The 26579-nt window shown below is 67.8% G+C and carries 24 protein-coding genes; 14 read left to right on the forward strand and 10 right to left on the reverse strand.

The features are described from left to right. Window positions 1-165 precede the first annotated feature (165 nt). Window positions 166-1218 (forward strand): saccharopine dehydrogenase family protein, encoded by a 1053-nt coding sequence (locus IG194_RS09060; RefSeq protein ID WP_058487491.1) that lies wholly within the window; start codon window positions 166-168, stop codon window positions 1216-1218. Here the strand turns inward: IG194_RS09060 and IG194_RS09065 are convergent. After that, complete coding sequence (locus tag IG194_RS09065; protein WP_009615882.1) at window positions 1205-2104, reverse strand: LysR family transcriptional regulator ArgP; 900 nt, start codon at window positions 2102-2104, stop codon at window positions 1205-1207. The two genes, IG194_RS09060 and IG194_RS09065, sit on opposite strands and share 14 nt — an antisense overlap. A gap of 175 nt (window positions 2105-2279) precedes the next feature. Between IG194_RS09065 and IG194_RS09070 the strand changes: the two genes are divergently transcribed. From IG194_RS09070 to IG194_RS09110, 9 genes are all read left to right on the forward strand, one after another. Beyond that, a complete protein-coding gene (locus IG194_RS09070) occupies window positions 2280-2882 on the forward strand; it encodes a LysE/ArgO family amino acid transporter (RefSeq protein WP_058487492.1) in 603 nt (200 codons plus the stop codon). Between the two features lie 313 nt (window positions 2883-3195). After that, entirely contained in the window at window positions 3196-3777 is a 582-nt protein-coding gene (sodB, locus tag IG194_RS09075) for a superoxide dismutase [Fe] (protein ID WP_058487493.1), read from the forward strand. A gap of 193 nt (window positions 3778-3970) precedes the next feature. Then, window positions 3971-6043, forward strand: coding sequence for a putative bifunctional diguanylate cyclase/phosphodiesterase (locus IG194_RS09080; protein WP_043314055.1), 2073 nt, complete (start codon window positions 3971-3973; stop codon window positions 6041-6043). Window positions 6044-6171: 128 nt separating this feature from the next. Beyond that, a complete protein-coding gene (locus IG194_RS09085) occupies window positions 6172-7518 on the forward strand; it encodes an imelysin family protein (RefSeq protein ID WP_058487494.1) in 1347 nt (448 codons plus the stop codon). A 174-nt stretch (window positions 7519-7692) separates the two neighbouring features. Beyond that, a complete protein-coding gene (locus IG194_RS09090) occupies window positions 7693-9111 on the forward strand; it encodes a di-heme oxidoredictase family protein (protein ID WP_058487495.1) in 1419 nt (472 codons plus the stop codon). A gap of 10 nt (window positions 9112-9121) precedes the next feature. Continuing rightward, window positions 9122-10183, forward strand: coding sequence for an imelysin family protein (locus IG194_RS09095; RefSeq protein ID WP_009615871.1), 1062 nt, complete (start codon window positions 9122-9124; stop codon window positions 10181-10183). A 139-nt stretch (window positions 10184-10322) separates the two neighbouring features. Then, window positions 10323-11420: a DUF1513 domain-containing protein gene (locus IG194_RS09100; protein WP_043314058.1), complete on the forward strand. Its 1098-nt coding sequence runs from the start codon at window positions 10323-10325 to the stop codon at window positions 11418-11420. Window positions 11421-11643: 223 nt separating this feature from the next. Continuing rightward, window positions 11644-12756, forward strand: a complete 1113-nt coding sequence (locus IG194_RS09105; RefSeq protein ID WP_058487496.1) for an efflux RND transporter periplasmic adaptor subunit — start codon at window positions 11644-11646, stop codon at window positions 12754-12756. Window positions 12757-12844: 88 nt separating this feature from the next. Then, window positions 12845-15898, forward strand: coding sequence for a multidrug efflux RND transporter permease subunit (locus tag IG194_RS09110; RefSeq protein ID WP_058487497.1), 3054 nt, complete (start codon window positions 12845-12847; stop codon window positions 15896-15898). A gap of 928 nt (window positions 15899-16826) precedes the next feature. Here IG194_RS09110 and IG194_RS09115 read toward each other — a convergent pair. The 4 genes from IG194_RS09115 to IG194_RS09130 all read right to left on the reverse strand — a co-directional run bounded on the left by IG194_RS09115 (window position 16827) and on the right by IG194_RS09130 (window position 19758). Beyond that, window positions 16827-18197, reverse strand: coding sequence for a spinster family MFS transporter (locus IG194_RS09115; RefSeq protein WP_058487498.1), 1371 nt, complete (start codon window positions 18195-18197; stop codon window positions 16827-16829). A gap of 476 nt (window positions 18198-18673) precedes the next feature. Then, on the reverse strand, window positions 18674-19291 hold the full coding sequence (locus IG194_RS09120; protein ID WP_058487499.1) for an SOS response-associated peptidase: 618 nt from the start codon (window positions 19289-19291) through the stop codon (window positions 18674-18676). A gap of 18 nt (window positions 19292-19309) precedes the next feature. Continuing rightward, window positions 19310-19576: a DUF2007 domain-containing protein gene (locus IG194_RS09125; protein WP_058487500.1), complete on the reverse strand. Its 267-nt coding sequence runs from the start codon at window positions 19574-19576 to the stop codon at window positions 19310-19312. After that, entirely contained in the window at window positions 19576-19758 is a 183-nt protein-coding gene (locus IG194_RS09130) for a CPXCG motif-containing cysteine-rich protein (protein ID WP_043314063.1), read from the reverse strand. Before IG194_RS09130 ends, IG194_RS09125 begins: the two co-directional genes overlap by 1 nt. A 136-nt stretch (window positions 19759-19894) precedes the next feature. Here IG194_RS09130 and IG194_RS09135 point away from each other — a divergent pair, with 136 nt between their 5' ends. Next, window positions 19895-21052, forward strand: coding sequence for a 1-acyl-sn-glycerol-3-phosphate acyltransferase (locus IG194_RS09135; protein ID WP_024128437.1), 1158 nt, complete (start codon window positions 19895-19897; stop codon window positions 21050-21052). A gap of 60 nt (window positions 21053-21112) precedes the next feature. Here IG194_RS09135 and IG194_RS09140 read toward each other — a convergent pair whose 3' ends face one another. Next, complete coding sequence (locus tag IG194_RS09140) at window positions 21113-21400, reverse strand: hypothetical protein (RefSeq protein ID WP_043314065.1); 288 nt, start codon at window positions 21398-21400, stop codon at window positions 21113-21115. A gap of 271 nt (window positions 21401-21671) precedes the next feature. Between IG194_RS09140 and IG194_RS09145 the strand changes: the two genes are divergently transcribed. After that, window positions 21672-21881, forward strand: coding sequence for a hypothetical protein (locus IG194_RS09145; RefSeq protein ID WP_058487501.1), 210 nt, complete (start codon window positions 21672-21674; stop codon window positions 21879-21881). Between the two features lie 64 nt (window positions 21882-21945). On the opposite strand, the gene IG194_RS09150 is transcribed toward IG194_RS09145, so the two are convergent. Then, window positions 21946-22533, reverse strand: coding sequence for a YajG family lipoprotein (locus IG194_RS09150; RefSeq protein ID WP_058487502.1), 588 nt, complete (start codon window positions 22531-22533; stop codon window positions 21946-21948). 513 nt (window positions 22534-23046) lie between these two features. Here IG194_RS09150 and mqo point away from each other — a divergent pair. Next, window positions 23047-24531, forward strand: a complete 1485-nt coding sequence (gene mqo, locus IG194_RS09155; protein WP_009615846.1) for a malate dehydrogenase (quinone) — start codon at window positions 23047-23049, stop codon at window positions 24529-24531. A 61-nt stretch (window positions 24532-24592) separates the two neighbouring features. Here mqo and IG194_RS09160 read toward each other — a convergent pair whose 3' ends face one another. The 3 genes from IG194_RS09160 to IG194_RS09170 all read right to left on the reverse strand — a co-directional run bounded on the left by IG194_RS09160 (window position 24593) and on the right by IG194_RS09170 (window position 26057). Next, window positions 24593-24994 (reverse strand): VOC family protein, encoded by a 402-nt coding sequence (locus IG194_RS09160; protein WP_009615843.1) that lies wholly within the window; start codon window positions 24992-24994, stop codon window positions 24593-24595. A gap of 208 nt (window positions 24995-25202) precedes the next feature. Continuing rightward, window positions 25203-25490, reverse strand: a complete 288-nt coding sequence (locus tag IG194_RS09165; RefSeq protein ID WP_009615841.1) for a PA4642 family protein — start codon at window positions 25488-25490, stop codon at window positions 25203-25205. 81 nt (window positions 25491-25571) lie between these two features. Next, the gene (locus tag IG194_RS09170; RefSeq protein ID WP_043273280.1) at window positions 25572-26057 is read right to left on the reverse strand and encodes a hypothetical protein; all 486 of its coding nucleotides are present in this window, start codon (window positions 26055-26057) and stop codon (window positions 25572-25574) included. Between the two features lie 143 nt (window positions 26058-26200). On the opposite strand from IG194_RS09170, the gene IG194_RS09175 reads away from it, so the two are divergent. Continuing rightward, the gene (locus IG194_RS09175; RefSeq protein ID WP_160329391.1) at window positions 26201-26365 is read left to right on the forward strand and encodes a hypothetical protein; all 165 of its coding nucleotides are present in this window, start codon (window positions 26201-26203) and stop codon (window positions 26363-26365) included. Window positions 26366-26579: the final 214 nt, after the last annotated feature.

Here is a 26579-nt window from a genome sequence, read left to right on the forward strand (position 1 = left end):
TAGTTGTTGTCTGCCGACTCTAGCAGGCCACCCGCCCGGCCACGCTGGCCGCGCACGCCAGAACGGCGTCCTTGCGAGCCGCCCGACTCGCGGCCGGGTGACAGCCGGCGTCGAGGCCGGTTAGAACCACGGCGATCCTTCCCTGTTCCCTGTGCGAGGCCCCGAATGAGCAAGCCCTACTGGATGATCTACGGCGCCAACGGCTATACCGGCCGCCTGGTGGCCGAGGAGGCCCGACGCCAGGGCCTGAGCCCGCTGCTGGGCGGGCGCGATCCCGCCGCCGTGCAGGCGCTGGGCAGCGTGCTGGGCCTGGAGTGCCGGGTATTCGGCGCCGAGGGCGCGGGCGCGGCCCTGGCCGACGTCGCCGTGCTGGCCAACTGCGCCGGGCCCTTCTCCGCCACCGCAGCGCCGCTGCTGGAGGCGTGCCTGGCCAATGCCACGCACTACGTCGACATCACCGGCGAGATCGGCGTCTTCGAACACGCCCACGGCCTGGACGAGCGTGCCCGCACCGCCGGCTGCGTGGTCTGCCCCGGCGTCGGCTTCGACGTCATCCCCACCGACTGCGTCGCCGCCTGCCTGGCCGAGGCCTTGCCCGACGCCACCCAGCTGGCGCTGGGCTTCGACACCGGCAGCGGGCTCTCGCCGGGCACCGCCGCGACCACGGTGGAAGGCCTGAAGCTGGGCGGCAAGGTGCGCCGCGACGGCCGCCTGGTGGAGGTGCCGCTGGGCTACAAGCGCCGCGACATCGACTTCGGCCGCGGCCTCAAGCATGCCGTGAGCATTCCCTGGGGCGACGTCGCCACCGCCTTCTACAGCACCGGCATCCCCAACATCGAGGTGTACCTGCCGGCGCCGCCGCTGGCGGCCCTGGGCATGCGCCTGATCGACCCACTGCGCCCGCTGCTCGGCCGCGACGGCGTCCAGCATTGGCTCAAGCGCCAGGTGCAGCAGCGCGTGAAGGGCCCCGACGAGCAGGCCCGCAGCCGGTTGCGCACCTGGGTCTGGGGCGAGGTGCGCAACGGCCGCGGCGAGCGGCGCACCGCGCGCCTGGAGACCGCCAACGGCTACGACGTCACCGTACACGGCGTGCTCCTGGCCGTGCGCCACCTGCTCGGCCACGACGGCCCCGGCGGCTACTTCACGCCCTCGCAGCTGTTCGGCCCGCGCTGCGTGGAGGCCCTGCCGGGCAGCGGGCGCATCGTCATCCGCGGCTGATCGGCACCAGGCTGGCGGCGGCCCGGCGCAGCAGGTGGGCGGTCAGCGCGGCGAGCAGCTCGCCGCCGTTGCGCCAGTGGTGCCAGTACAGCGGCACGTCGATGACCTGGCCCGGCAACAGTTCCACCAGCTCGCCGCGGGCCAGTTCGCCCTGCACCTGCTGCTCCGGCACCAGGCCCCAGCCCAGGCCGCCGCAGGTCATGCGCACGAAGCCCTCGGACGAGGGGCACAGGTGGTAGATGAAGGTGCCGTCCACGCCGAGGTCGGCAAGGTAGCGGTGCTGCAACTGGTCATCCGGGCCGTAGACGATCGCCGGCGCCCGCGCCAGGGCCTCGACGCGCACGCCCTCGGGGAAATGCCGGGCGACGAACGCCGGGCTGGCCAGGCCGCGGTAGCGCATCGCTCCCAGCGGCTCGCTGCGCGCGCCCGCCACCGGCCGCGGGCTGGCGCACAGGCAGCCGGCCACCTCGCCGGCGCGCATGCGCTTGAGGCCCACTTCCTGGTCTTCCACCACCAGGTCCAGCAGCACCCGGCGCTCGGCGCAGAAATCACCGATGGCAGCGGCCCACCAGGTCGCCAGGCTGTCGGCATTGAGCGCCAGGCGCAGGCGCTCGGGCGAGCCGCCCTCGTCCAGCGCCGGCACCCACTGCTGCAGGTCGCCCTCCAGCAGGCGCACCTGCTGCACGTGGTTGAGCAGGCGGCGACCCAGCTCGGTGGGCTGCGGCCGCGCCGCGCGCACCAGCACCGGCTGACCGACGCGCGCCTCAAGCAGCTTGATGCGCTGCGAGATCGCCGACTGCGACAGGCCCAAGGCCTGGGCGCCGCGTTCGAAGCCGCCCTGCTCCACCACCGCCGCCAGGGCGGCCAGCAACTTGTAGTCGAACATCAGTTTTCCTAATGAGCCATCAACAGGATTCGTTTTCCTTATACAGGCACAAGCCCCAGACTCGCCAGGCATTCCCCCTCGAACCCGCCCACCGGAGCCCGACCATGCCTGGCCTGACCCTCTCCGTTTCCTCGCTGCCCCGCCAGTGCTCCAACTGCCAAGGGAGAGCCTGAACATGTGGCAGAGCTACCTCAACGGCCTGCTGGTGGCCGCCGGCCTGATCATTGCCATCGGTGCGCAGAACGCCTTCGTCCTGGCCCAGAGCCTGCGCCGCGAGCATCACCTGTCGGTGGCCGCGCTCTGCGTGCTGTGCGACGCCGTGCTGGTCAGCGCCGGGGTGTTCGGCCTGGCCAAGGTGCTGGCAGAGAACCCGACGCTGCTGGCCGTGGCCCGTTGGGGCGGGGTGATCTTCCTGACCTGGTACGGCGCCAAGGCGCTGCGCCGCGCCATCGCCCCGCAGGCCATGGCCGACGCCGGGCAGACCGGCCCGCGCTCGCGCCGCGCGGTGCTGATGGCGGCGCTGGCGGTGACCCTGCTCAACCCCCACGTGTACCTGGACACCGTGCTGCTGATCGGCTCCCTCGGCGCCCAGCAGGCCGCCCCCGGCGCATACGCCATGGGCGCGGCCAGCGCCTCGCTGCTGTGGTTCTTCACCCTGGCCCTGGGCGCCGCCTGGCTCGCGCCCTGGCTGGCGCGCCCGGCCACCTGGCGCCTGGTCGACCTGATGGTGGCGGTGATGATGCTCGGCATGGCCAGCCAACTGGTGCTGGCCAGCTGAATGCCGGCGGGACGAAAAATCGAACGTCGAACGGTCATCACAGTCAGCTATGGCGAATCGCGGCGAATGCCCTGCGCCGCGCAGTGATGGGCCTTTGCCCCTACAGTTGCTGCGTGGATATGCCGGGGGGCGGGTGCTATGATCCGAGGTTCGCGGCGCCAGCCTGCCAGGCCTGCTGGACGCACCCGACGCGCGCCTCGCTCTGCGGAGCAGGGGCGCTACGTACGGATGCCGCGACAATCACGAACCGGCCCCGTGTACCGGTCGCGCGTTCGCCGCGCTAGCCCTGACCTGAGGAAATAGGAGAAACACCATGGCTTTCGAATTGCCGCCGCTGCCTTACGCCAAGAACGCCCTTGAGCCGCACATTTCCGCGGAAACCCTCGAATACCACCACGACAAGCACCACAACGCCTACGTCGTGAACCTGAACAACCTGATCCCGGGCACCGAGTTCGAAGGCAAGAGCCTGGAAGACATCGTCAAGACCTCTTCGGGCGGCATCTTCAACAACGCCGCCCAGGTGTGGAACCACACCTTCTACTGGGAATGCCTGGCTCCCAACGGCGGTGGCCAGCCCACCGGCGCCCTGGCCGATGCCATCAACGCCGCCTTCGGTTCCTTCGACAAGTTCAAGGAAGAGTTCACCAAGACCGCCATCGGCACCTTCGGCTCCGGCTGGGCCTGGCTGGTGAAGAAGGCCGACGGCTCCCTGGCCCTGGCCAGCACCATCGGCGCCGGCAACCCGCTGACCAGCGGCGACACCCCGCTGCTGACCTGCGACGTGTGGGAACACGCCTACTACATCGACTACCGCAACCTGCGTCCGAAGTACGTCGAAGCCTTCTGGAACCTGGTCAACTGGGACTACGTGGCGAAGAACTTCGCTGCCTGATACCCTCGGTTGCTCCGCGGAAACCCGGCCTGAAGCCGGGTTTCTGCTTTCTGCGCGCCAGAAGGACAAGGCTCGGCTAACCTGAGAGTCGGATTTGGTCGGAAAAAGGGTGATGGCCCTTTGACGTCAAAGCTCCGTTTGCCAATACTCAGACCTGTCTTTCGCCGGATGGCGATGAACAAGGAAAGCACCCTTGAAACTGGACCCCCGGCACAGGCTCTCCCTCAAGCTGCTGCGCGTCGTATTGCTCGCGGCGCTGGTGGTGGGTGTCGTCCTGAGTTGCGCGCAGATCGTCTTCGACGCCCACAAGGCGCGGCAGGCGGTGCACAACGATGCCCAGCGGATCCTCGCCATGGTCCGCGACCCGTCCACCCAGGCGGTGTACAGCCTGGACCGCGACATGGCCATGCAGGTGCTCGAAGGCCTGTTCCAGCATGAAGCGGTGCGCTACGCCGCCATCGGCCACCCCGACGAGCCCATGCTGGCGGAGAAATCCCGCCCGCTGCTGGACTCCCCCACCCGCTGGCTCACCGACCCCATCCTCGGCCCCGAGCAGCACTATTCCATCCGCCTGGTCGGCCGCGGCGAGCCCGGCGAATACTACGGCGACCTGAAGATCACCCTGGACACCGCGCCCTACGGCCAGGACTTCGTGGTCACCTCGGTGATCATCTTCCTCTCCGGCATCCTCCGCGCCCTGGCCATGGGCCTGGTGCTGTTCCTGGTCTACCACTGGCTGCTGACCAAGCCGTTGTGGCGCATCATCGACCACCTCACCAGCATCAACCCCGACCGCCCCGGCGAGCACAAGCTGCCGATGCTGGCCGGCCACGAGCACAACGAACTGGGGCTGTGGATCAACACCGCCAACCAGCTGCTGGAATCCATCGAGCGAAACGGCCACCTGCGCCGCGAGGCGGAGAACAGCCTGCTGCGCATCTCCCAGTATGATTTCCTCACCGGCCTGCCCAACCGCAAGCTGCTGCAGCAGCGCCTGGACCAAATCCTCGCCGACGCCGGCCGCGAGGAACGCCGCGTGGCGGTGCTGTGCCTGGGCCTGGACGACTTCAAGGGCATCAACGAACAGCACGGCTACCAGTTCGGCGACCAGCTGCTGATCGCCCTGGCCGACCGCCTGCGCGGCCACAGCGCCCAGCTCGGCGCCCTGGCGCGCCTGGGCGGCGACCAGTTCGCCCTGGTCCAGGCCGACATCGAGCAGCCCTACGAGGCGGCGGAACTGGCCCAGCAGATCCTCGACGACCTGGAGCTGCCCTTCCAGCTCGACGAGCAGCCGGTGCAACTGCGCGCCACCATCGGCATCACCCTCTACCCCGAGGATGGCGAGAGCACCGAGAAGCTGCTGCAGAAGGCCGAGCAGACCATGACCCTGGCCAAGACCCGCTCGCGCAACCGCTACCAGTTCTACATCGCCAGCGTCGACAGCGAGATGCGCCGCCGCCGCGAGCTGGAGAAGGACCTGCGCGAGGCGCTGTCGCGCAACGAACTGCACATCGTCTACCAGCCGCAGGTGGACTACCGCGACCACCGCGTGGTCGGCGTCGAGGCCCTGCTGCGCTGGCAGCACCCGACCCAGGGCTGGGTCGCGCCGGACCTGTTCATCCCCCTGGCCGAACAGAACGGCAGCATCTTCTCCATCGGCGAATGGGTGCTCGACCAGTCCTGCAAGCAACTGCGCGAATGGCACGACCAGGGCTTCGACGACCTGCGCCTGGCGGTCAACCTGTCCACCGTGCAGCTGCGCCACAACGCCCTGCCCAGGGTGGTCAGCAACCTGTTGCAGATCCACCGCCTGCCGCCGCGCTCGCTGGAGCTGGAAGTCACCGAGACCGGCCTGATGGAAGACATCTCCACCGCCGCCCAGCACCTGCTCAGCCTGCGCCGCGCCGGCGCGCTGATCGCCATCGACGACTTCGGCACCGGCTACTCCTCGCTCAGCTACCTGAAGAGCCTGCCGCTGGACAAGATCAAGATCGACAAGAGCTTCGTCCAGGACCTGCTGCAGGACGACGACGACGCCACCATCGTCCGGGCCATCATCCAGCTGGGCAAGAGCCTGGGCATGCAGGTCATCGCCGAGGGCGTGGAGACCCTCGAGCAGGAGGCCTACATCATCGACCAGGGCTGCCACGAGGGGCAGGGCTACCTGTACAGCAAGCCGCTGCCGGCGCGCGAGCTGACCCTCTATCTGAAGCAGGCGCGGCGCCTGGCCGAGGCCGCCGGCAGCTCCAGCATCGAACGCCGCTGATCCCCCCGCAGTGAAGGCTGCTGGCAAATCGCAAGCGCGGCCTTTTCAAAAATGCAAATCTTTCGCATTATGTTGCCGCTTTCGTTGCGCACACCTTTTTGCGCCACCCTCATGCTAAGGAACCCGCCATGACTCGTATGCCCTGGGCCACCGCCAGCCTGCTGGCCATCGCCATCTCCCTCGCCGGCTGCGGCGACGACAAGAAAGAAGCTTCCGCCCCGGCCAGCCAGGCAGCCACCCCGGCCGCCAGCACCCAGAGCGCCGCCCCGGCCGCCGCCAAGGTCGACGAGGCCGCGGTCAAGGCCGTGGTGAAGAACTACGCGGACATGGCGGAGGCCGTCTTCAGCGACTCCCTGACTACCGCCCAGGCCCTGCAGAAGGCCGTCGACGCCTTCCTCGCCAAGCCCAGCGAAGAAACCCTCAAGGCCGCCCGCGAGGCCTGGCTGGCCGCGCGCGTGCCCTACTCGCAGAGCGAAGCCTTCCGCTTCGGCAACAAGGTCGTCGACGACTGGGAAGGCGCGGTCAACGCCTGGCCGCTGGACGAAGGCCTGATCGACTACGTCGCCAAGGACTACCAGCACGCCGAGGGCAACCCGGCCGCCAGCGCCAACATCGTCGCCAACACCGAGATCCAGGTCGGCGAAGACAAGATCGACGTCAAGGAAATCACCGGCGAGAAGCTGGCCAGCCTGAACGAAGTGGCCGGTTCCGAAGCCAACGTCGCCACCGGCTACCACGCCATCGAGTTCCTCCTCTGGGGCCAGGACCTCAACGGCACCAAGCCCGGCGCCGGCAACCGCCCCTACACCGACTACGTCCAGGGCAAGGACTGCACCAACGGTCACTGCGACCGTCGCGCGGCCTACCTGAAGGCCGTCACCGACCTGCTGGTGGCCCAGCTGGAAGAAATGGTCGGCAACTGGAAGGCCGGCGTCGCCGACAACTACCGCGCCAAGCTGGAAGCCGACGGCGCCGGCGCCAACCTGCGCAAGATCTTCTTCGGCATGGGCAGCCTGTCCCTGGGCGAGCTGGCCGGCGAGCGCATGAAGGTGGCCCTGGAAGCCAACTCCACCGAAGACGAGCACGACTGCTTCAGCGACAACACCCACCACACCCTGTACTTCAATGCCGAAGGCATCCGCAACATCTACCTGGGCGAGTACAAGCGCGTGGACGGCAGCCTGGTCAAGGGCCCGAGCGTGGCCGACCTGGTGGCCAAGGCCGATGCCCAGGCCAACACCGACCTGAAGGCCGACCTCGACGCCACCCAGGCCAAGATGCAGGCCATCGTCGACCGCGCCGAGAAGGATGGGGTGCACTTCGACCAGATGATCGCCCCGGCCGACGAAGCCGACCACAAGATCATCAGCGACGCCATCGCTTCCCTGGTCAAGCAGACCGGTGCCATCGAGAAGGCCGCCGCCGCCCTGGGCATCCAGGACCTGAAGCCGGACAACGCCGATCACCAGTTCTGATCGACGCCCGCGCTGCGGCAACCGGCCGCAGCGCACTGGCTAAGCCAAGGCCCCGCGAACCGGGGCCTTGGCGTTTCATCCGGGCCACACGGCAATAGCGAATACAAATTTTTCATATTTGCATTTGCCCAACTGCTAAGATGGCCCGCCCGTTTTTCAGCCTGGATCGCCTCGATGTACCGCCGTCCAACCGCCGCCCTCGCCGCCCTGCTCGCCACCCTGGCCCTCGCCGGCTGCGGTCGCGAAGAGCCCAAGGCGGTGGCCGAACCGGGCGAGGCCCTGTCCGGCGGCGGCGCCACCGTCTACCAGGCCGACCGCAACGCCTACTCCATGCCCTCGGGCAACCTCACGCCCAGCCGCCGCCTGGACTTCAGCGTGGGCAACAGCTTCTTCCGCAACCCCTGGGTGATCGCGCCCACCACCACCACCGCGCGCGACGGCCTGGGGCCGCTGTACAACACCAACGCCTGCCAGAACTGCCACATCAAGGACGGCCGCGGCCATCCGCCGGGACCCAAGGACATCAACGCGGTGTCCATGCTGGTGCGCCTGTCGATTCCCGCCGGCGCCGAGGACGCACGCACGCTCAAGCGCCTGGGCGTGGTGCCCGAGCCGGTCTACGGCGGCCAGCTGCAGGACTCGGCGATTCCCGGCGTGGCCCCCGAGGCGCGGGTGCGCATGGACTACGAGCCGGTGAAGGTAAGCTTCAAGGACGGCACCGAGGTCGAGTTGCGCAAGCCCATCCTGCGCCTCACCAACCTGGGCTACGGCCCCATGCACCCGGACACCCAGTTCTCCGCCCGCGTCGCCCCGCCGATGATCGGCCTGGGCCTGCTGGAGGCCATCCCCGAAGCGGCGATCCTGGCCAATGCCGACGCCGAGGACCGCAACGGCGACGGCATCCGCGGCCGCGCCAACCGCGTCTGGGACGACGCCCGCCAGCAGACCGTGCTCGGCCGCTTCGGCTGGAAGGCCGGGCAGCCCGACGTGGCGCAGCAGAACGCCCACGCCTTCTCCGGCGACATGGGCCTGACCAGCCCCCTGCTGCCCGGCGACGACTGCACCGAAGCCCAGACCGCCTGCCGCCAGGCCGTCGACGGCGGCAAGCCCGAGGTCAGCCAGCGCATCTTCGACCAGGTCGCCTTCTACGCACGCAACCTGGCGGTGCCGGCGCGGCGCAAGGTCGACGACCCGCAGGTGCTGGCCGGCAAGGCGCTGTTCCACCAGGCCGGCTGCGCCGGCTGCCACACCCCGAAGTTCACCACCGGGCCCGACGCCGCCGAGCCGGAGCTGGCCAACCAGGTAATCCGCCCCTACAGCGACCTTCTACTACATGACATGGGCGAGGGACTCGCGGACAATCGCCCGGAATTTCTCGCCAGCGGACGCGACTGGCGCACCCCGCCGCTGTGGGGCATAGGCCTGACCGAGGTGGTCAACGGCCATACCCAGTTCCTCCACGACGGGCGCGCGCGCAACCTGCTGGAAGCCGTGCTCTGGCACGGCGGCGAGGCCGAGGCGGCCAGGCAGCGGGTACTGGCCTTCGACGCCGCGCAGCGCAGCGCCCTGCTGGACTTCCTGAATTCACTCTAAGGAGCCGAACATGTTCCGCCCCCGACTACTGCTCACCAGCCTCGCCATCGCCCTGGGCGCCTGCTCGCCGCAGGACCCGCAGGCGACCACCAGCGCCGCGCTGGCCCAGCAGGTGATCCTGCCGGCCTACAGCCGCTGGGTCGACGCCGACCGCGCCCTGGCCGCCAGCGCCCTGGCCTTCTGCCAGGGCAAGGAAGAGCTGGCCAAGGCTCGCGCCGATTTCGTCGCCGCGCAGAAGGCCTGGGCCGAGCTGCAGCCGCTGCTGATCGGCCCGCTGGCCGAGGGCAACCGCGCCTGGCAGGTGCAGTTCTACCCGGACAAGAAGAACCTGGTGGCGCGCCAGGTCGAGCAACTGCTCAACGGCGACGCGCAGATCACCCCCGCCACCCTGGCCAAGTCCAGCGTGGTGGTGCAGGGCCTGACCGCCTACGAATACATCCTTTTCGACGCCAGGATCGACCTGGCCGACGCCGCCACCCGCGCGCGCTACTGCCCGCTGCTGGAAGCCATCGGCGAACACCAGCAGGCCCTGGCCCAGGACATCCTGACGCGCTGGAAGGCCGACAACGGCATGCTCGCGCAGATGAGCAAGTTCCCCAACGAGCGCTACGCCGACGCCCACGAGGCCATCGCCGAGATGATGCGCGTGCAGGTCACCGCCCTGGACATGCTGAAGAAGAAGCTCGGCACCCCGCTGGGCCGCCAGAGCAAGGGCATCCCGCAGCCGTTCCAGGCCGAGAACTGGCGCAGCGACATCTCCCTGGCCAGCCTGGAGTCGAGCCTGAATGGCGCCGAGGCGCTGTGGAAAGGCACCGACGGCAAGGGCCTGCGCGCCCTGCTGCCGAGCGAGCAGAAGGACCTGGCCGGCAAGATCGACGCCGCCTACGCCGACGTCCACGGCAAGTTCGCCGCGCTCAAGCAGCCCCTGGGCGAACTGCTCAAGGACGATGCCGGCGTCAAGCAGCTCAACGAGCTGTACGACAGCCTGAACGTGGTCCACCGCCTGCACGAGGGCGAACTGGCCAAGGCGCTGAACGTGCAACTGGGCTTCAACGCCAACGACGGCGACTGACCAGTCGAGCGTCGGCCATGCGTCGTTGGACAGACACGTCGAATTCGCAGATGCGAACTCCGCATTCGCCGTGTCTCTCCGCCTGGCCTGGCTCTAGCTCGCCGGATCAGGGATGAATGAAGTGAAAGAGGTGAACGCCATGCTGCGACGTCACGTGATCGGCCTGGGCAGCCTGCTGCTCGGCGCCCTCTCCTTCGGTGGCTGGACGCTGTCGCGCAAGGGCAAGGAGCCCCTGCTGCTGTCCGCCCGCGACGACGCGGATGGCAAGCACTACGCGGTGGGCTACCGCCTGGACGGCAGCTGCGCGTTCGCCACCGAGGTGGGCCTGCGCTGCCACGCCATCGTCCAGCACCCGACGCTGCCGCTGGCGCTGTTCGTGGCCCGCCGCCCGGGGCGCCAGAGCTACCTGGTGAGCCTGGAGGACGGCCGCCTGCTGCAGACACTGGACTCGCAGCCGGACCGCCACTTCTACGGCCACGGCGTGTGGCACAAGGACGGCGAGTGGCTCTACGCCACCGAGAACGACACCACCGACCCCGGCCGCGGCCTGCTCGGCATCTACCGCTTCGACGGCGAGAAGCTGGCGCACGCCGGTGAAGTACCGACCCATGGCCTGGGCCCCCACGAAGTGGCCTGGCTGCCCGACGGCGAAACCCTGGTGGTGGCCAACGGCGGCATCCGCACCGAAGCCGAAAGCCGGGTGGAGATGAACCTCGACGCCATGGAACCGAGCCTGGTGCTGATGCGCCGCGACGGCTCGCTGGTCTCCAAGGAAACCCTGCCCCAGCAGATGAACAGCGTGCGCCACCTGGCCATCGCCGCCGACGGCACCATCGTCGCCTGCCAGCAGTTCATGGGCGACGCCCACGAGGCCGCCGACCTGCTCGCCATCAAGCGCCCCGGCCAGCCCTTCCAGCCTTTCCCGCTGGGCGAGGAACAGCGCCAGGCCATGGTCCAGTACACCGCCAGCGTGGCGGTGCACGACGAACTGCGCCTGGTGGCCCTGACCGCGCCGCGCGGCAACCGCTTCTTCATCTGGGACCTGGACAGCGGCGCCCTGCGCCTGGACGCGCCGCTGCCCGACTGCGCCGGCGTCGGCGCGGTGAAGGACGGCTTCGTGGTCACCTCCGGCCAGGGCCGCTGCCGCCTCTACGACTGCCGCGGCGAGAAGATCGCCGCCGAGGCGCTGCAACTGCCGCCGGCGTTCTGGGACAACCACCTGCACCTGGCGTCCTGAACCGCGCAGGGCCGCGCTAAATCCCCCGCGAGGGGAAACGTCCTGCAATCAAGGCACTTTGACGCGGCAGCGAACTCCGTCTAATGTGCGCACTTCTGCCCCGCAACGGGGCATTCCCGCCAGGCTCCGGGAACCGATGCAGTCCCGCGAAGGCAGGGCCGGTCATACAGGAACGGGCCCCTCGCAGCGCAGAGCCGCCAGGCACTTACCAAGGAACAGGAACATGTTGCGCCGCATGCTGATCATGCTCGGCGCGGTCGCCGTCATAGTCGCGGTGCTCGCCGGCTCCAAGTACTTCTCCATCCAGAAGCAGATCGCCCAGTTCACCGCGCCGCGCCCGCCGGTCAGCGTCACCGCGGTCAAGGCCGAAGAGCTCACCTGGCAGAGCCGCCTGCCGGCCATCGGCACCCTGCGCGCCAACCAGGGCGTGGTGCTCACCGCCGAAGCCTCGGGCACCGTGCGCCAGGTGCTGTTCGCCTCCGGCGAGAAGGTCCGCGTCGACCAGCCCATCGTGCAGCTGGAGAACGACGTCGAGGCCGCCACCCTGCGCACCGCCGAGGCCGACCTCAACCTGGCCCAGGTGGAATTCGAGCGCGGCCGCAGCCTGGTCGGCCGCCAGGCCATCTCCAAGAGCGAGTTCGACCGCCTGGCCGCGCAGCTGCAGCGCTCCAGCGCCACGGTCGCGCAGCTCAAGGCGGCGCTGGCGAAGAAGCGCGTGCTCGCCCCCTTCGGCGGCACCATCGGCATCCGCCAGGTGGACGTCGGCGACTACGTCTCGCCGGGCACGCCCATCGCCACCCTGCAGGACCTTTCCACCCTGCTGGTGGACTTCTTCCTGCCGGAACAGGACTTCCCCCGCCTGCAGGTCGGCCAGCGCGTGCTGGTCACGGTCGCGGCCTACCCGGGCCAGGTGTTCGAGGCGCGCATCCAGGCGCTGAACCCGCGGGTGGACAACGAGACGCGCAACCTGCAGGTGCGCGCGGCCATGGCCAACCCCGACGGCAAGCTGCTGCCGGGGATGTTCGCCAGCCTCGAGGTGCAGCTGCCGGAAACCGCGCAGCGCGTGGTGGTGCCGGAGACCGCCATCGCCTTCACCCTGTACGGCAACTCGGTGTACGTGGTGGGGCCGAAGCAGGACAAGGACGGCAAGCCGCAGAACGATGCCAAGGGCCAGCCGCTGCTGGGCGTGGAGCGCCGCTTCGTCAAGGTCGGCGAGCGCCGCGAAGGCAAGGCGGTGATCCTCGATGGCCTGAAGGCCGGCGAACAGGTGGTGACCAGCGGCCAGCTCAAGCTGGACAGCGGCACCCCGGTGGCCATCGTCGACGACGTGCGCTGAGCCGCAACCCAAGCACCAGGGCGGCCCGCGCGGCCGCCGAACCCCGCCCGGCCACGGCCGCGCGGGCGCAACGACAAAGGACTGAACCATGGCCTTTACCGATCCCTTCATCCGCCGCCCGGTGCTGGCGACGGTGGTCAGCCTGCTGATCGTCCTGCTCGGCATGCAGGCCTTCAGCCGCCTGGTGATCCGCGAATACCCGCAGATGGAGAACGCGCTGATCACCGTCACCACCTTCTACGCCGGGGCCAACGCCGAGACCATCCAGGGCTACATCACCCAGCCGCTGCAGCAGAGCCTGGCCAGCGCCGAGGGCATCGACTACATGACCTCGGTGAGCCGGCAGAACTACTCGGTGATCTCCATCTACGCGCACATCGGCGCCAACACCGACCGCCTGGTGACCGAGCTGCTGTCGAAGATCGGCGAGGTGAAGACGCAGCTGCCGCCCGACGCCGAGGACCCGGTGCTGGACAAGGAAGCCGCCGACGCCTCGGCGCTGATGTACATCAGCTTCTACAGCGAGCACATGGACAACCCGCAGATCACCGACTACCTGTCGCGGGTGATCCAGCCCAAGCTCGCCACCCTGCCGGGCATCGCCGAGGCCGAGATCCTCGGCAACCAGGTGTTCGCCATGCGCCTGTGGCTGGACCCGGTGAAGATGGCCGCCTACGGCATCACCGCCAGCGACATCGACGACGCCGTGCGCAAGTACAACTTCCTCTCCGCCGCCGGCGAGGTGAAGGGCGAACTGGTGGTCACCAGCGTCAACGCCGCCACCGACCTGAAATCGCCGCAGGCCTTCGCCGCCATCCCGCTGAAGACCCTCGGCGATCGCCGCGTGCTGATGAGCGACGTGGCGCGGGTGGAACTGGGCGCGGCCAGCTACGACTCGGTCAGCTCGTTCAACGGCATACCCTCGGTGTACATCGGCATCAAGGGCACGCCCAGCTCCAACCCGCTGGACGTGATCAAGGAAGTCCGCGCCAAGATGCCCGAGCTGGAAGAACAGCTGCCGCCGGACCTGAAGGTGTCCATCGCCTACGACGCCACGCGCTTCATCCAGGCCTCCATCGACGAGGTGGTGAAGACCCTCGGCGAGGCCATCCTGATCGTCATCGTGGTGGTCTTCCTGTTCCTCGGCGCCTTCCGCTCGGTGCTGATCCCGGTGGTGACCATCCCGCTGTCGATGATCGGCGTGCTGTTCTTCATGCAGCTGATGGGCTACTCCATCAACCTGCTGACGCTGCTGGCCATGGTGCTCGCCATCGGCCTGGTGGTGGACGACGCCATCGTGGTGGTGGAGAACATCCACCGCCACATCGAGGACGGCAAGTCGCCCTTCCAGGGCGCCATCGAGGGCGCCCGGGAAATCGCCGTGCCGGTGGTCACCATGACCATCACCCTGGCCGCGGTGTACGCCCCCATCGGCTTCCTCAGCGGCCTGACCGGCGCGCTGTTCAAGGAGTTCGCCTTCACCCTGGCCGGCGCGGTGATCATCTCCGGGGTAGTCGCGCTGACGCTGTCGCCGATGATGTGCTCGCGCCTGCTGCGCCACGACGAGAACCCCAGCGGCCTGGCGCACCGCCTGGACCTGCTCTTCGAAGGCCTGAAGCGACGCTACCAGCGCAGCCTCCACGCCACCCTGGACAACCGCCCGGTGGTGCTGGTGTTCGGCGCGCTGGTGCTGGCGATCATCCCGCTGCTGCTGGTGTTCACCCACAAGGAACTGGCGCCGGAGGAAGACCAGGGCATCGTCTTCCTCATGGCCAACGCGCCGCAGACCGCCAACCTGGACTACCTGAACAAGTACACCGGCGAGTTCGAGCGCATCTTCCGCAGCTTCCCCGAGTACTATTCGGCGTTCCAGATCAACGGCTACAACGGTGTGCAGAGCGGCATCGGCGGCATGTTGCTCAAACCCTGGGACGAGCGCGAGCGCAGCCAGATGGAGCTGCTCCACGCGGTGCAGGCCGAGCTGGACAAGATCCCCGGCCTGCAGATATTCGGCTTCAACCTGCCGTCGCTGCCAGGCACCGGCGAGGGCCTGCCGTTCCAGTTCGTGATCAACACCGCCGCCGACTACGAGTCGCTGCTGCAGGTGGCCGAGCGGGTGAAGAAGCGCGCCGAGGAATCCGGCAAATTCGCCTTCCTCGACCTCGACCTGGCCTTCGACAAGCCGGAACTGGTGGTCGACATCGACCGCGCCAAGGCGGCGCAGATGGGCGTGTCCATGCAGGACCTGGGCATCACCCTGGCCAGCCTGCTGGGCGAGGGCGAGATCAACCGCTTCACCATCGACGGGCGCAGCTACAAGGTGATCGCCCAGGTCGAGCGGCGCTTCCGCGAGAACCCCGAATGGCTGGGCAGCTACTACGTGAAGAACGGCCGCGGCGAACTGCTGCCGCTGTCCACCGTGGTGACCCTGCACGAGCGCGCACGGCCGCGCCAGCTCAACCAGTTCCAGCAGTTGAACTCGGCAATCGTCTCCGGCGTGCCGCTGGTGAGCATGGGCGACGCCATCGACACCGTGAAGCAGATCGCCGAGCAGGAGTCGCCGCGCGGCTTCGCCTTCGACTACGCCGGCGCCTCGCGGCAGTTCGTCCAGGAAGGCAACGCGCTGCTGCTGACCTTCGGCCTGGCCCTGGCGGTGATCTTCCTGGTGCTGGCCGCGCAGTTCGAGAGCTTCCGCGATCCACTGGTAATCATGGTCACGGTGCCGCTGTCGATCTGTGGCGCGCTGGTGCCGCTGTTCCTCGGCCTGTCGAGCCTGAACATCTACACCCAGGTGGGCCTGGTGACGCTGATCGGGCTGATCAGCAAGCACGGCATCCTCATCGTCGAGTTCGCCAACCAGCTGCGCCACGAACGCGGCCTGGGCGTGCGCGAGGCGGTGGAAGAAGCCGCGGCCATCCGCCTGCGCCCGGTGCTGATGACCACCGCGGCCATGGTCCTGGGGGTGATCCCGCTGCTGCTGGCCACCGGCGCCGGCGCGGTGAGCCGCTTCGACATCGGCGTGGTGATCGCCACCGGGATGACCGTGGGCACGCTCTTCACCCTGTTCGTGCTGCCGTGCGTGTACACGCTGGTGGCGAAGAAGGACCTGACGCCCGTGGCCGAGCCGACGCCGGCGCACTGAACGAAAAAGCCCCGCAGCAGCGTAATGCTGTTCACTTAAGCGATATGTGGTGGTTCAGCGAAGGTGCGCCAGCCTGGCTTCGCTCCGTCACCCCAGCCCTCTCCCGCAAGCGGGAGAGGGGGCCGTTCGTGCCACCGGGGTGTCCGGCGGGGGCGTTGAGTCCAATCGCGGACAAGGTCCTACTACGCCCGTGCTTCCTGGAACCGTAGCGGACCTTGTCCGCGATTCGGATTTCCAGAGAAATAGCCGCGCACTCCGAAACGCCCCTTCAGCAGGCCGAGCGAAACCGGCGCTCAGGAGGTCATGCGACATGGATGTCGCGAGAGCCCCGATGGGCTACAGGGACGTACCCTCGGGGCGGGCCTCCGTGGCGGGGGAATTCGCGAGGGTAGCCCGGCTCCATCGGGCCCGTATGTCGGGGCAAGCCTTTTTGGTTACTTTTGTGGCGACTGACAAAAGTGACTCGCCCGAGGGGGCGAAACAAGGCGGTCGGGCAGACTCGGTGCGGCGCAGAAACACCCAAGCCAAGGCAACTGGGTTATTCCCCTTCGGGCCAGCGCAAGTATTGTTCGCGGCAATCACCAGGTTAAGGCCGGAGTGGGGCAAGCTTCGCGAGCCAAGCCATAACCCCAAATGAAAAATACCGTTTCCCCAGGCAGAGAAACGGCATCCTTTCTTAAGTGAACAGCATTACCGCAGCAGCGGGGCTTTTTCTTTGCCGGCCTTGCGGCCGGATCGCGGACGGAGTCCGCTCCTACGGGGGAATGGCGTGGGTGGGGTGGCGTAGGAGCGGATCTCATCCGCGAATCGCGCCGGAACGTCCGGCTATCGCGGACAAGGTCCGCTCCTACAACGGTATTCCCCGTGGGAGCGGGCTCCGTCCGCAATGGCCCGGCCCCAGCCACGGTGCTGGCCGGGGCATGACAGCCTACGCCGGCTGCCGCTGCATCCCGCCCTTGTCCTGCCCAAGCTCGCGCTGCAGGCTCCAGTTCTGCAGGTGCTCGCGGCTCTGGCGGTAGGGCTTCAGGCCCATGCCCAGCAGCAGCACGCCGCCCAGCAGCGCCAGGCTGGTGACGATCAGCAGCGAGTAGCGCAGCGCCATGTCGTCGTGGAACACGAAGTCGGTGACCAGCGCCACCGCGGTGGGGCCGACCCCCAGGCCGAACAGGGTGACCACGAACAGGTAGATGGCCGAGGCCTGGCCGCGCATGGAGTTGGGCATGATCTCCTGGATCGCCGCCGGCGCCACGCCGAAGGGCATGCTCAGGCAGAACACCGTGGGCGCCATCAGCAGGGCCACCAGGTTGGCGTCGTCCAGCAGCGGGAAGGTCACCGACAGCGGCAGCGCCAGGCAGGCCGCCAGCAGGCCCACGCGCATGTTGGCGTCGGTCCTGCCGCGCTTGGCCCAGCGGTCGGCCAGGCGCCCGCCGAAGACGATGCCCAGGCAGCCGAACACCGCCACTATGCTGCCGTACACCACGCCGACGTGGCCGGCGTCCCAGCCATAGGTGCGGACGAAGAAGGTCGGCACCCAGGCGCCGCTGCCGTAGCTGGCGAAGGAGATGCAGGCGAAGCCGAAGTTGTGGCAGATCACCGTCTTGCGGTTGGCCCGCAGGTAGGCGCCGACCTCGCGCATCGGCACCTCGACGCCGGCGCCCACGCCGTGGCGCTGCGGCTCCTTCACCGCCAGCATCAGCAGGGTGAAGAGCACACCGGCGGCGCCGAGAATGAGGAAGATCAGCTGCCAGGGGCGCACTTCGCCGAGCAGCGGCAAGTGCACGTCGCCCTGGGCCGAGGCGAACTTGATCACCAGCCCGCCGAGCAGGAAGGCCAGCCCGGAGCCCAGGTAGATGCCCATGGAATAGACGCTGATGGCGGTGGCCCGGCGCTGCGCCGGGAAGCTGTCGGCGATCAGCGAATAGGCCGCCGGCGACAGCGCCGCCTCGCCCACGCCGACGCCGACGCGGAACAGCAGGAACTGCCAGTACTGCCGGGCCAGGCCGCAGGCCGCGGTCATGGCGCTCCAGATCAGCACGCCGACGGTGATCAGCCCGCGCCGGCTGCGGCTGTCGGCCATGCGCCCGAGGGGGATGCCGCAAAGGGTGTAGAAGAGCGCGAAGGACAGCCCCATGAGCAGGCTCATCTGGGTGTCGCTGATGGCCAGATCGCGGCGGATCGGCCCGACCAGCAGGTTGAGGATCTGCCGGTCGATGAACGACAGGACGTAGGCGACCATGAGGATCGCCACCGTGGACCAGGCCACGGCACTGGAGGGGTAGCCGTTGTTGTTATTGTGCATGCCGAACTCCTGTTCGCCGCCAACGCGGCCAGAGCGAAGGGGTGGAGTGCAGCTTAGGCAAGCGAGGGGGAAGCTGGCGCGCACTATCAGGCTGCTGAATGCGAGTGGGGGCCTCTGGATGATAAGGCGGATGGTTGGGGGTGTTTTTTGTAGGAGCGAGCTTGCTCGCGAAGCGTGTTCACCGGTGGCTTCGGTGTTTCGATTTGGCTCCTTTCCCTCTCCCTAACCCTCTCCCTGAAGGGAGAGGGGACCGTTCGGCGTGCATGGGTATTCCTGCGTCAGCCGGCAAGCGCGGTGGTTTCCGGCTGAAACCATGCCTGTTCTCGGCACGGTCTAGCCCCCTCTCCCTTCAGGGCGGGGCGCGCAGCCGAGGGCTGGGGAGAGGGAGCGGAGTCAATCTGTCGCACCTCGACAATCGGGAGGCGCCATTCGCGAGCAAGCTCGCTCCTACGAAAAGCCCCTTCAGCGCTCCCGCATCAAGCCGGCGTCAAACACTCCGGCCCATCGCAAGCCGGATCGTTGACTATGCTCGCCAACGCCTGCTCCCGCAGCCGCACCTGCGGCCGCGCCAGCAGGCTCAGCAACTTGGGCAGCGGCGTCTCGTCACCCAGCCAGAGCGCCCTGTCCTCCTCGCTCTCCAGCAGCAACGGGCGGCGCAGCGGTCCGGCCGCCTGGGTCACCAGGGCCAGGCTCAGCCAGGTGTGGCCGTCCACCGGGTAGGCCTCCCAGACTGCGGCGAAATAACTCAGGCCACTGGCGCCGGCCACCCAGTAGGACCGCTTGCGCACGCCGCGCCATTCGTAGAAACCGTTGGCCGGCACCAGGCAGCGGCGGCGGGCGAAGGCTTCGCGGAACATCGGCTGCTCGTGCAAGGTCTCGGCGCGGGCGTGGGCCGGGGTGCGCGACAGGTCGGTGAGCCAGGCCGGGGTCAGGCCCCAGCGCGCCAGGTCGGCGCGGCGCACGCCGGCCTCCTCGCGCAGCATCAGCAGCTGCGCGCCGGGGGCAAGGTTCCAGTGCGGCGGGTGGTCCTTGGGAAAGCCCGGCAGCTCGGCGAGCTCGCGGGTCCAGCGGAACAGGGCAAAGCGGGCGGTCATCGGCGCTCCAGCGCGGCCTCAACAGAGCAGCACGCCGCTGGCCGGGCCGAACTCGTCGGCCGGGCCGGGCAACGGCTGCGCGGCATTGTACGCCTGGATCAGCTCCCGCGCCTGTTGCGCCGCATCGTCGTCGACCCACAGGTGCAGCAGCCCGTGCAGCGGCAGCTCGCCGATGCCACCGAGCAGGTGGCGGCCGCCGAGGTGGCAATCGATGCCCTCGCTGGCCAGCATGCCGGCCAGCAACTCGGCCTCGGCCAGGTCGGCCGGTTCGTAGACTCGCTGCATCAGTCGTCCTCCCGGTGAACCTCCAGCGTCCACTGGGCGCCGTCGGTGTACAGCTGGAACAGGATGGGCCGGCAACACACCGGACAATCTTCATAGTAGCTCTGGTCGCCGCCGGAGAGGTCTAGCACGGCCTCGACCGCTTCCCCGCAATAGGGGCAGCGGTAAGCCTGGGTCTCGAGCATCTGAAGGTCCCCTGTGACTTCCGTTATACTCCCGCGGTCTTTTTATCCGGCCAGGCCCGCGGGCATGGCCGGTTTTCCGGGGGAGAGGCCCGCGCCAGACGCGTGCCGTGCCAGTTACACCCATGAACAAGAGAGCATGATGGGCGAGTTCGAAGCCATCCGACCGTACAACGACGCCGAAGTCCCGGCCGTTCTCCAGCGCCTGCTGAGCGACGACGCCTTCCTGGGTATTCTGGCGCGTTATCGTTATCCGCGCCTGTCGCGCCCCTTCGGCTGGCTGCTGCGCCCGCTGATCGCCCACCGCCTGGCCCGCGAGGTCACCGGCATCCGCAGCGTGGTGGAACTGCAGGACAAGTGCGAGCCCTACGTCGACCGCACCATCGAGCACGCCACCGACGGCGTCACCTACTCCGGGCTGGACAACCTCAAGAGCGGCCGCGCCTACCTGTTCATCGCCAACCACCGCGACATCGTGATGGACCCGGCGTTCTGCAACTACGCCATCTACCACGCCAAGCTGCCGACGCCGCGCATCGCCATCGGCGACAACCTGCTGCAGCGGCCCTTCGTCAGCGACCTGATGCGCCTGAACAAGAGCTTCATCGTGCACCGTTCGATCAGCGGCCGGCGCGAGAAGCTGGCGGCCTACACCACCCTCTCGGCCTACATCAACCATTCGATCCGCCACGACGGCGAGTCGGTGTGGATCGCCCAGGCCGAGGGCCGCGCCAAGGACGGTGACGACCGCACCGACTCGGCGATCCTCAAGATGTTCCACATGAGCCGCAAGGACGAGCCCTTCGCCGAGGTGATCCGCGAGCTGCACCTGATCCCGGTGTCGATCAGCTACGAATACGACCCCTGCGACGCCGCCAAAGCCCGCGAGCTGTACACCCGCGCCACTACCGGCGAGTACCGCAAGGCGCCGGGCGAGGACGACGCCAGCATCGCCCAGGGCATCACCGGCTACAAAGGCCGCGTGCAGATCAACTTCGGCGCCGAGATGGACGGCGACTACGCCGACGCCAAGCAGCTGGCCGCCGCCCTGGACCGGCAGATCCTCGGCAACTACCGGCTGTTCCCGGTGCACTACCTGGCCTACGAGATGTCCGAGCTGCGCGACCCGGCCCTGGCCGTGCCCGGCGCCGAGAGCCTGTTCGGCGCCGAGGAACTGCGCCGGGCCCGCGAGCAGTGGCAGCAGCGCCTGCAGGCCTGCCCGCCGGAGCACCGCCCCTACCTGGTCCTGCAGTACGCCAACCCGGTGCTGAACCAGTACCGGCTCAAGCAGGCCTGAGCCACCGCATGAACGAAAAGGGCGCCCATGGGCGCCCTTTTGCATCGTGACGGTGCGTTTTCAGCCCGGCAGGTGCGTGCTGTACTGGCTCAGCGCGACGGCCAGGGCCAGGCAGGCGAAGCCGAAGAGGTAGAAGAAGCGGTTGATCTTCGCCGTCGACGGCTCGGCCTCGGCCAGCGGCGCGGCCACGCCCTCGCCACCGGCGACCAGGCGTTGCAGGGCCTGGCGCTCGCGCCGGCGGGTGGCCAGCAGCAGCCAGGCGCCGGCCAGGGCGAAGAACAATGCCAGGTCGTTGAGAACCCGGGCGGGATGGGCCTGGAACAGATTCCAGAGCGCCTGCAGCGACATCACGACCTCCACACTTCAGGACTGCACGCCCGGAAGCCAGAAAGCGCCAAGGCCGAGTTCTGTACGAAGCGACGAACCGCAGCGGGTGCGTCACAGGACTGAAAGAAAGACGCCCGATTGTATCTGTCAGGAGGAAGGCACAGCCAGTTCGGTCGTCTTATTCACGACGAACGTCAGCCTTATCGAGAAGGGTTCTAAGCCTTTTCCGACACCTGGCACGTGACTGGCTAGTCACCTTTCGCCATCCGGTATCCCGCCTAGGAGATTCGCCATGCTCGAAATCGTACCCCACGAAAGCGCCTACCTGATCGAACACCTGGATGAAATCGAAGCCGTGGTCACCGACCTCTCCTTCAACGTCCAGGACGACCACTGGCTGGTGTACTGCCAGGCCTGCGGCCACGAACACCTGGACCTGCCGGAAGCCGACGAGCGCCAGCCGGCCTACGAGAACGACCCGTTCCGCCAGGCCGCCGCCTGAGTTCCCGCGACCATGAACGAAAAAGCCCGGCACTCGCCGGGCTTTTTCATTCGCGCCAGGACGATCAGCGCTGGTTCAGCGTCTGCCCGATGGTCGGGTCCTTGAACACGCGGTCCAGGGCGTCGCTGAGCACGTCGCTGACCAGCTTGGTGTTGGTCTGCTGGTTCGGCGCCATGCCGAAGCGCTGGTTCAGGCTGGAGCCGTAGCGGCCGCTGTAGCGGCGCCCGCCGGCCTGCACGTCGACGCGGAAGGTCGCGCCTATGGTGGCCTCGGTGACGTAGATGCCGTCCTTGGGCGACTGGTACTTCAGCTCGGCCAGGGTGAGGGTCAGGGTCGGGGCGTTATAGGCGTTCGGCGAGGGAGTGAAGCCGAGCAGGCGCACCGCCGCCTCGGTCTGCGCCTGCAGCTTGGGAATCACGTCCTGGCTGCGCACGGTGACCGCGCTGGTCTCCGAGTAGAGGCCGCCACGGGTTCCCAGCTCGGTGCTCTGGCGGCCGTCGACCACCTTCACCACCACCGGCTGGCCCTGGCCGACGGCGACCGGCTGGCCCGTGAACAGCGGGTCCGGGTTCAGTTGTTGCGGGCTGAGGGCACAGCCGGACAAGGCCAGGGTGCCGGCGGCGATCAGACTGAGCAACAGGCGCTGCAACATGTTCGTGTCTCCATGGGTTGGGCTCGGAACGGCGGGCAGTATACCGGCCGTCGGAGCGCCCTGATAGCGCTCTGCAGCTTGGACGCTGGCACTTTGTTACAGGTTCCTTGGCGGCGACATGCGCGAGGGCATGTCGCACCATATTGGTGCAAAAATAGGAAATACGGTGACTGGAACTCGGAAAAAAGTCTAAGTACGAGGGCTTTTTTTGCATTTCGTCGTTATAATCGCGCCCCGATTATAAGGACGCCTCCTGATCGGGTCCCACAGCACGACAGCCTTGCGCCCGTCGGCCTGTCACACCCTCCTAGAGAGTCGCCAATTGCGCCGTGGCCACCGGTCCCGCGCTTTGTACCGATCGTTGCGACGACACTTTCAGGCAAGGATTGCCGCGAGTCCCCTCCGTACCGAGTCCGGACCCGCCCGCAGCGACGACCCCCTTTGAGCTTCACGTCTCCATAAGAGCGTGATTTGAAGGTTTTTCACTACTTCACGAGAGTGTGGCGAGCGAGAATGGCGAACGAACACGAAGCGTTGGATGTGCTGCTGGTTGGCGCCGGCATCATGAGCGCAACCCTGGCGACCCTGTTGAAGGAAGTCGAACCCGGCACCCGCCTGGAGATCGTCGAACTGCAGGAGTCCGGAGCCATCGAGAGCTCCAACCCCTGGAACAACGCCGGCACCGGCCACGCCGGCCTCTGCGAGCTGAACTACACGCCGCAGGCCGCCGATGGCTCCATCGACATCAAGAAAGCGGTGCAGATCAACGCCCAGTTCGAGGTGTCCAAGCAGTTCTGGGCGCACCTGGTGGACAAGGAAGGCTTCGGCAATCCGCGCAACTTCATCAACCCGGTGCCGCACCTGAGCTTCGTCCGTGGCAAGGACGTGCCCTTCCTGAAGAAGCGCTTCGAGACGCTGAGCCAGCACCACGCCTTCGAGTCCATGGTCTACACCGAGGACCGCGAGCAGCTGGGCCAGTGGGCGCCGCTGACCATCCCCGGCCGCCCGGCCGACGAGCAGGTCGCCGCCACCCGCGTCGAGCATGGCACCGACGTCAACTTCGGCGCCCTGACCAACCAGCTGCTGGCCCGCCTGGGCAAGCAGGACGGCGCGAAGGTCAGCTACTTCCAGAAGGTCGTGGGCCTTGAGCGCGACGGCCAGGACTGGATCGTCGACATCAAGAACACCCAGAACGGCCAGTCGCGCAAGATCCGCGCGAAGTTCGTCTTCCTCGGCGCCGGCGGCGGCGCGCTGCCGCTGCTGCAGATGTCCGGCATCCCGGAAAGCAAGGGCTTCGGCGGCTTCCCGGTGAGCGGCCAGTGGCTGCGCTGCGACAACCCCGAGGTGGTCAAGCAGCACCAGGCCAAGGTCTACAGCCAGGCCGAGGTCGGCGCCCCGCCGATGTCCGTGCCGCACCTGGACACCCGCGTGGTCGATGGCAGGAAGTCCCTGCTGTTCGGGCCCTACGCCGGCTTCTCCACCAAGTTCCTGCGCCACGGCTCCTTCCTCGACCTGCCGCTGTCGGTGCGCGGCAGCAACCTGATGCCGATGCTGGCGGTCGCCCGCGACAACATGGACCTGACCCGCTATCTGGTGCGCGAAGTCATGCAGTCCATGGACCAGCGCCTGGAAAGCCTGCGCAAGTTCTACCCGCTGGCCAACCCGGCCGACTGGCGCCTGGAAACCGCCGGCCAGCGCGTGCAGATCATCAAGAAGGACGCCAAGAAAGGCGGCATCCTGCAGTTCGGCACCGAGCTGGTGGCCTCGGAGGACGGCACCATCGCCGCCCTGCTGGGCGCCTCCCCGGGCGCGTCGGTCACCGTATCGATCATGCTCGGCCTGCTGGAGCGCTGCTTCCCGCAGCAGTACAAGTCCGAAGCCTGGGGCGCCAAGCTCAAGGAAATCTTCCCGGCCCGCGAGAAGCAGCTGGAGACCGATGCCTCGGCGTACCGCGAGATCAACGCCTACACCTGGCAGAAGCTGCAGCTGGATCAGTGATCCAGCGCCAGTGCAAAAGGCCCGCCATCCGGCGGGCCTTTTCGTTTGTGCAGCCTTCGTTTCAGCGAGCGCTGATCATCCAGCCAACGCCGAAGCGGTCGTGGAGCATGCCGAAGCGCTGCGCCCAGAAGGTCTTCTCCAGCGGCATGTCCACCTGCCCCTCCTCGGCCAGCGCGGCGAAGGCCTTCTCGGCGGCGGCCACGCTGTGCAGGGCCAGGTGCAGCGAAAAGCCATTGAACGGCGCTTCGTGCTCGCCGCGGCCGTCGGACATCAGCACCTCGGTCTGGCCGATCTGCAGGCTGGCATGCATGACCTTCTCGCACCAGCCGTCGGGCACCTGCAGCGGCCCCGGCGCCTCCTCGTAGCGCATCAGCGCGTTGAGCTGCGCGCCGAGGGCCTGCTGGTAGAAGGCGATGGCTTCGTCGCACTGGCCGTGGAAGAACAGATAGGGCTGTACATGCATGTCGGCGTCCTCACCTTGTCGTTGTTCTACCTGCAAGTCTAGGCGGGGGGCGGGGGATCTGCGCCGATGCGCTCTTCGTAGGATGGGTTGAGCTTGCGAAACCCATGCGGCCATGGCGATGGGTATCGCTTCGCTCCACCCATCCTACGGGGCGAGCGTCAGGCACGAAAAAGCCCGCACGCGGCGGGCTTCATCACGGCAAGGCCGATCAGCCGCGGGCAGCTTCGATCACCTCGATGTAGGGCTCGGCCTGGCGCTGGTCGCGGATCAGCGCGACGAAGTCCTCGCCCTTGGCGTTCTTCGCGCCGAGGTCGTAACCGGCCTCGACGAAGAACTTCACGAAGCGCTCGAAATCGTCGATGCGCAGGCCGCGGTAGGCCTTGATCAGCTTGTGCAGCGACGGCGGGGTGTCGTCGGCCGGTTCGACCTCGAGGAACAGCTTGATCGACTCGTCGCCGATCTCTTCGCCAATCACCTGCTTCTTGTCTTTACGCATCGCTCGCTTCTCTCTACGGCACCAGTCGACGGCCCGGCCGTCATCAAAGGCGGGCAGTGTAACCCCGCGGTGGGCGCCGGCTCAACGCAGGCGCACGGCGCCGCTGTGCAGGTCGGCCCAGACGTGGCCGTTGGGGTAGCTGAGGAACTGGCAGAACACCGGGCCATGGCGCAGCAGGTCGAGCAGCTGGGTATAGGACGAGGCCGGGTAGGACAGGCTCAGGGTGCGGCTGGCGGCGTCGTAGCTGGGCTTCTTCAGGCTCTTGCCCTCGCTGTCGAAGCTGATCAGCACCTGGGTCACGGCGCCGCCCTTGTTCAGCGGCTTGCCCTTCAGGCGCAGCAGCGCCGGGGTGGTGATCGGGATCGGCTGCTGGTTGGACTGGCGCTGGTTGCCCAGCACCACGCTGTATTCGGTGACCTGCAGCAGTTGCTGCTGCTCCGGCGCCTCGCCGCGTAGGTTGTTGTCGTCCGGCGGCAGGAACTGGGCATGGGCCACCGGCGCAGCGGCGGCGAACAGCGGCCCGGAGAAGGCCAGGAAGGCAAGGCAGAACAGGTGGCGCAACGTCATCGTGAACCCCGCGGGAAAACTCGTCCGGCACTCTAGCACGGGGCCGGCGGCACTCGTACAGGTACGTGGTGGGGGCTTTCACGCATCGATAAGATTCGATGCATTCGCTCGCTCACATGCCGCCAGACGGAGGCAGAGGCCCCATGCTGCACAACGTTTCCGACCTCGACCTGCGCCCGCTGCTCGCCGAACGGCTCGGCTACGGCATCGAGCACAGCCTGCTGCTGCGCGACGATGCGGGCCGCAACCAGGCCCTGCAGGCGCAGGTGGAGGACCTTTGCGCCGTGCATGGCGTGTCCCTGCCCTAGCCTGTGAACACGCTCAGGAATCCGGCTATCGCGGACAAAGTCCGCTACGTTGCAGGCGAGCACGGCGCTGCCTGCAAGAGGGGCGTAGGCGCTATGCGCCCTACATTGCTATGCCCTCCGGCAAACACAGAACCCCCGTAGGATGGTGTTGAGCGAAGCGATACCCATCCTACGAAGAGCATCTCGGCGCAGCCTGCAAGACCGTGCTTCCTAC

The organism is Pseudomonas sp. ADPe, from assembly GCF_014843515.1.
In the GTDB taxonomy this organism is placed as follows: domain Bacteria; phylum Pseudomonadota; class Gammaproteobacteria; order Pseudomonadales; family Pseudomonadaceae; genus Pseudomonas; species Pseudomonas citronellolis.

Excerpts from the sequence above, each read along its gene's own strand:
- IG194_RS09105 (WP_058487496.1), top strand. The coding sequence starts at position 11,644 with ATGTTGCGCCGCATGCTGATCATGCTCGGCGCGGTCGCCGTCATAGTC.
- IG194_RS09090 (WP_058487495.1), top strand. The coding sequence starts at position 7,693 with ATGTACCGCCGTCCAACCGCCGCCCTCGCCGCCCTGCTCGCCACCCTG.
- IG194_RS09150 (WP_058487502.1), bottom strand. The coding sequence starts at position 22,533 with ATGTTGCAGCGCCTGTTGCTCAGTCTGATCGCCGCCGGCACCCTGGCC.
- IG194_RS09140 (WP_043314065.1), bottom strand. The coding sequence starts at position 21,400 with ATGTCGCTGCAGGCGCTCTGGAATCTGTTCCAGGCCCATCCCGCCCGG.
- IG194_RS09100 (WP_043314058.1), top strand. The coding sequence starts at position 10,323 with ATGCTGCGACGTCACGTGATCGGCCTGGGCAGCCTGCTGCTCGGCGCC.
- IG194_RS09145 (WP_058487501.1), top strand. The coding sequence starts at position 21,672 with ATGCTCGAAATCGTACCCCACGAAAGCGCCTACCTGATCGAACACCTG.
- IG194_RS09085 (WP_058487494.1), top strand. The coding sequence starts at position 6,172 with ATGACTCGTATGCCCTGGGCCACCGCCAGCCTGCTGGCCATCGCCATC.
- IG194_RS09135 (WP_024128437.1), top strand. The coding sequence starts at position 19,895 with ATGATGGGCGAGTTCGAAGCCATCCGACCGTACAACGACGCCGAAGTC.
- IG194_RS09120 (WP_058487499.1), bottom strand. The coding sequence starts at position 19,291 with ATGACCGCCCGCTTTGCCCTGTTCCGCTGGACCCGCGAGCTCGCCGAG.
- IG194_RS09060 (WP_058487491.1), top strand. The coding sequence starts at position 166 with ATGAGCAAGCCCTACTGGATGATCTACGGCGCCAACGGCTATACCGGC.
- IG194_RS09130 (WP_043314063.1), bottom strand. The coding sequence starts at position 19,758 with ATGCTCGAGACCCAGGCTTACCGCTGCCCCTATTGCGGGGAAGCGGTC.
- IG194_RS09160 (WP_009615843.1), bottom strand. The coding sequence starts at position 24,994 with ATGCATGTACAGCCCTATCTGTTCTTCCACGGCCAGTGCGACGAAGCC.
- IG194_RS09110 (WP_058487497.1), top strand. The coding sequence starts at position 12,845 with ATGGCCTTTACCGATCCCTTCATCCGCCGCCCGGTGCTGGCGACGGTG.
- IG194_RS09095 (WP_009615871.1), top strand. The coding sequence starts at position 9,122 with ATGTTCCGCCCCCGACTACTGCTCACCAGCCTCGCCATCGCCCTGGGC.
- IG194_RS09175 (WP_160329391.1), top strand. The coding sequence starts at position 26,201 with ATGCTGCACAACGTTTCCGACCTCGACCTGCGCCCGCTGCTCGCCGAA.
- sodB (WP_058487493.1), top strand. The coding sequence starts at position 3,196 with ATGGCTTTCGAATTGCCGCCGCTGCCTTACGCCAAGAACGCCCTTGAG.
- mqo (WP_009615846.1), top strand. The coding sequence starts at position 23,047 with ATGGCGAACGAACACGAAGCGTTGGATGTGCTGCTGGTTGGCGCCGGC.
- IG194_RS09125 (WP_058487500.1), bottom strand. The coding sequence starts at position 19,576 with ATGCAGCGAGTCTACGAACCGGCCGACCTGGCCGAGGCCGAGTTGCTG.
- IG194_RS09065 (WP_009615882.1), bottom strand. The coding sequence starts at position 2,104 with ATGTTCGACTACAAGTTGCTGGCCGCCCTGGCGGCGGTGGTGGAGCAG.
- IG194_RS09115 (WP_058487498.1), bottom strand. The coding sequence starts at position 18,197 with ATGCACAATAACAACAACGGCTACCCCTCCAGTGCCGTGGCCTGGTCC.
- IG194_RS09165 (WP_009615841.1), bottom strand. The coding sequence starts at position 25,490 with ATGCGTAAAGACAAGAAGCAGGTGATTGGCGAAGAGATCGGCGACGAG.
- IG194_RS09170 (WP_043273280.1), bottom strand. The coding sequence starts at position 26,057 with ATGACGTTGCGCCACCTGTTCTGCCTTGCCTTCCTGGCCTTCTCCGGG.
- IG194_RS09070 (WP_058487492.1), top strand. The coding sequence starts at position 2,280 with ATGTGGCAGAGCTACCTCAACGGCCTGCTGGTGGCCGCCGGCCTGATC.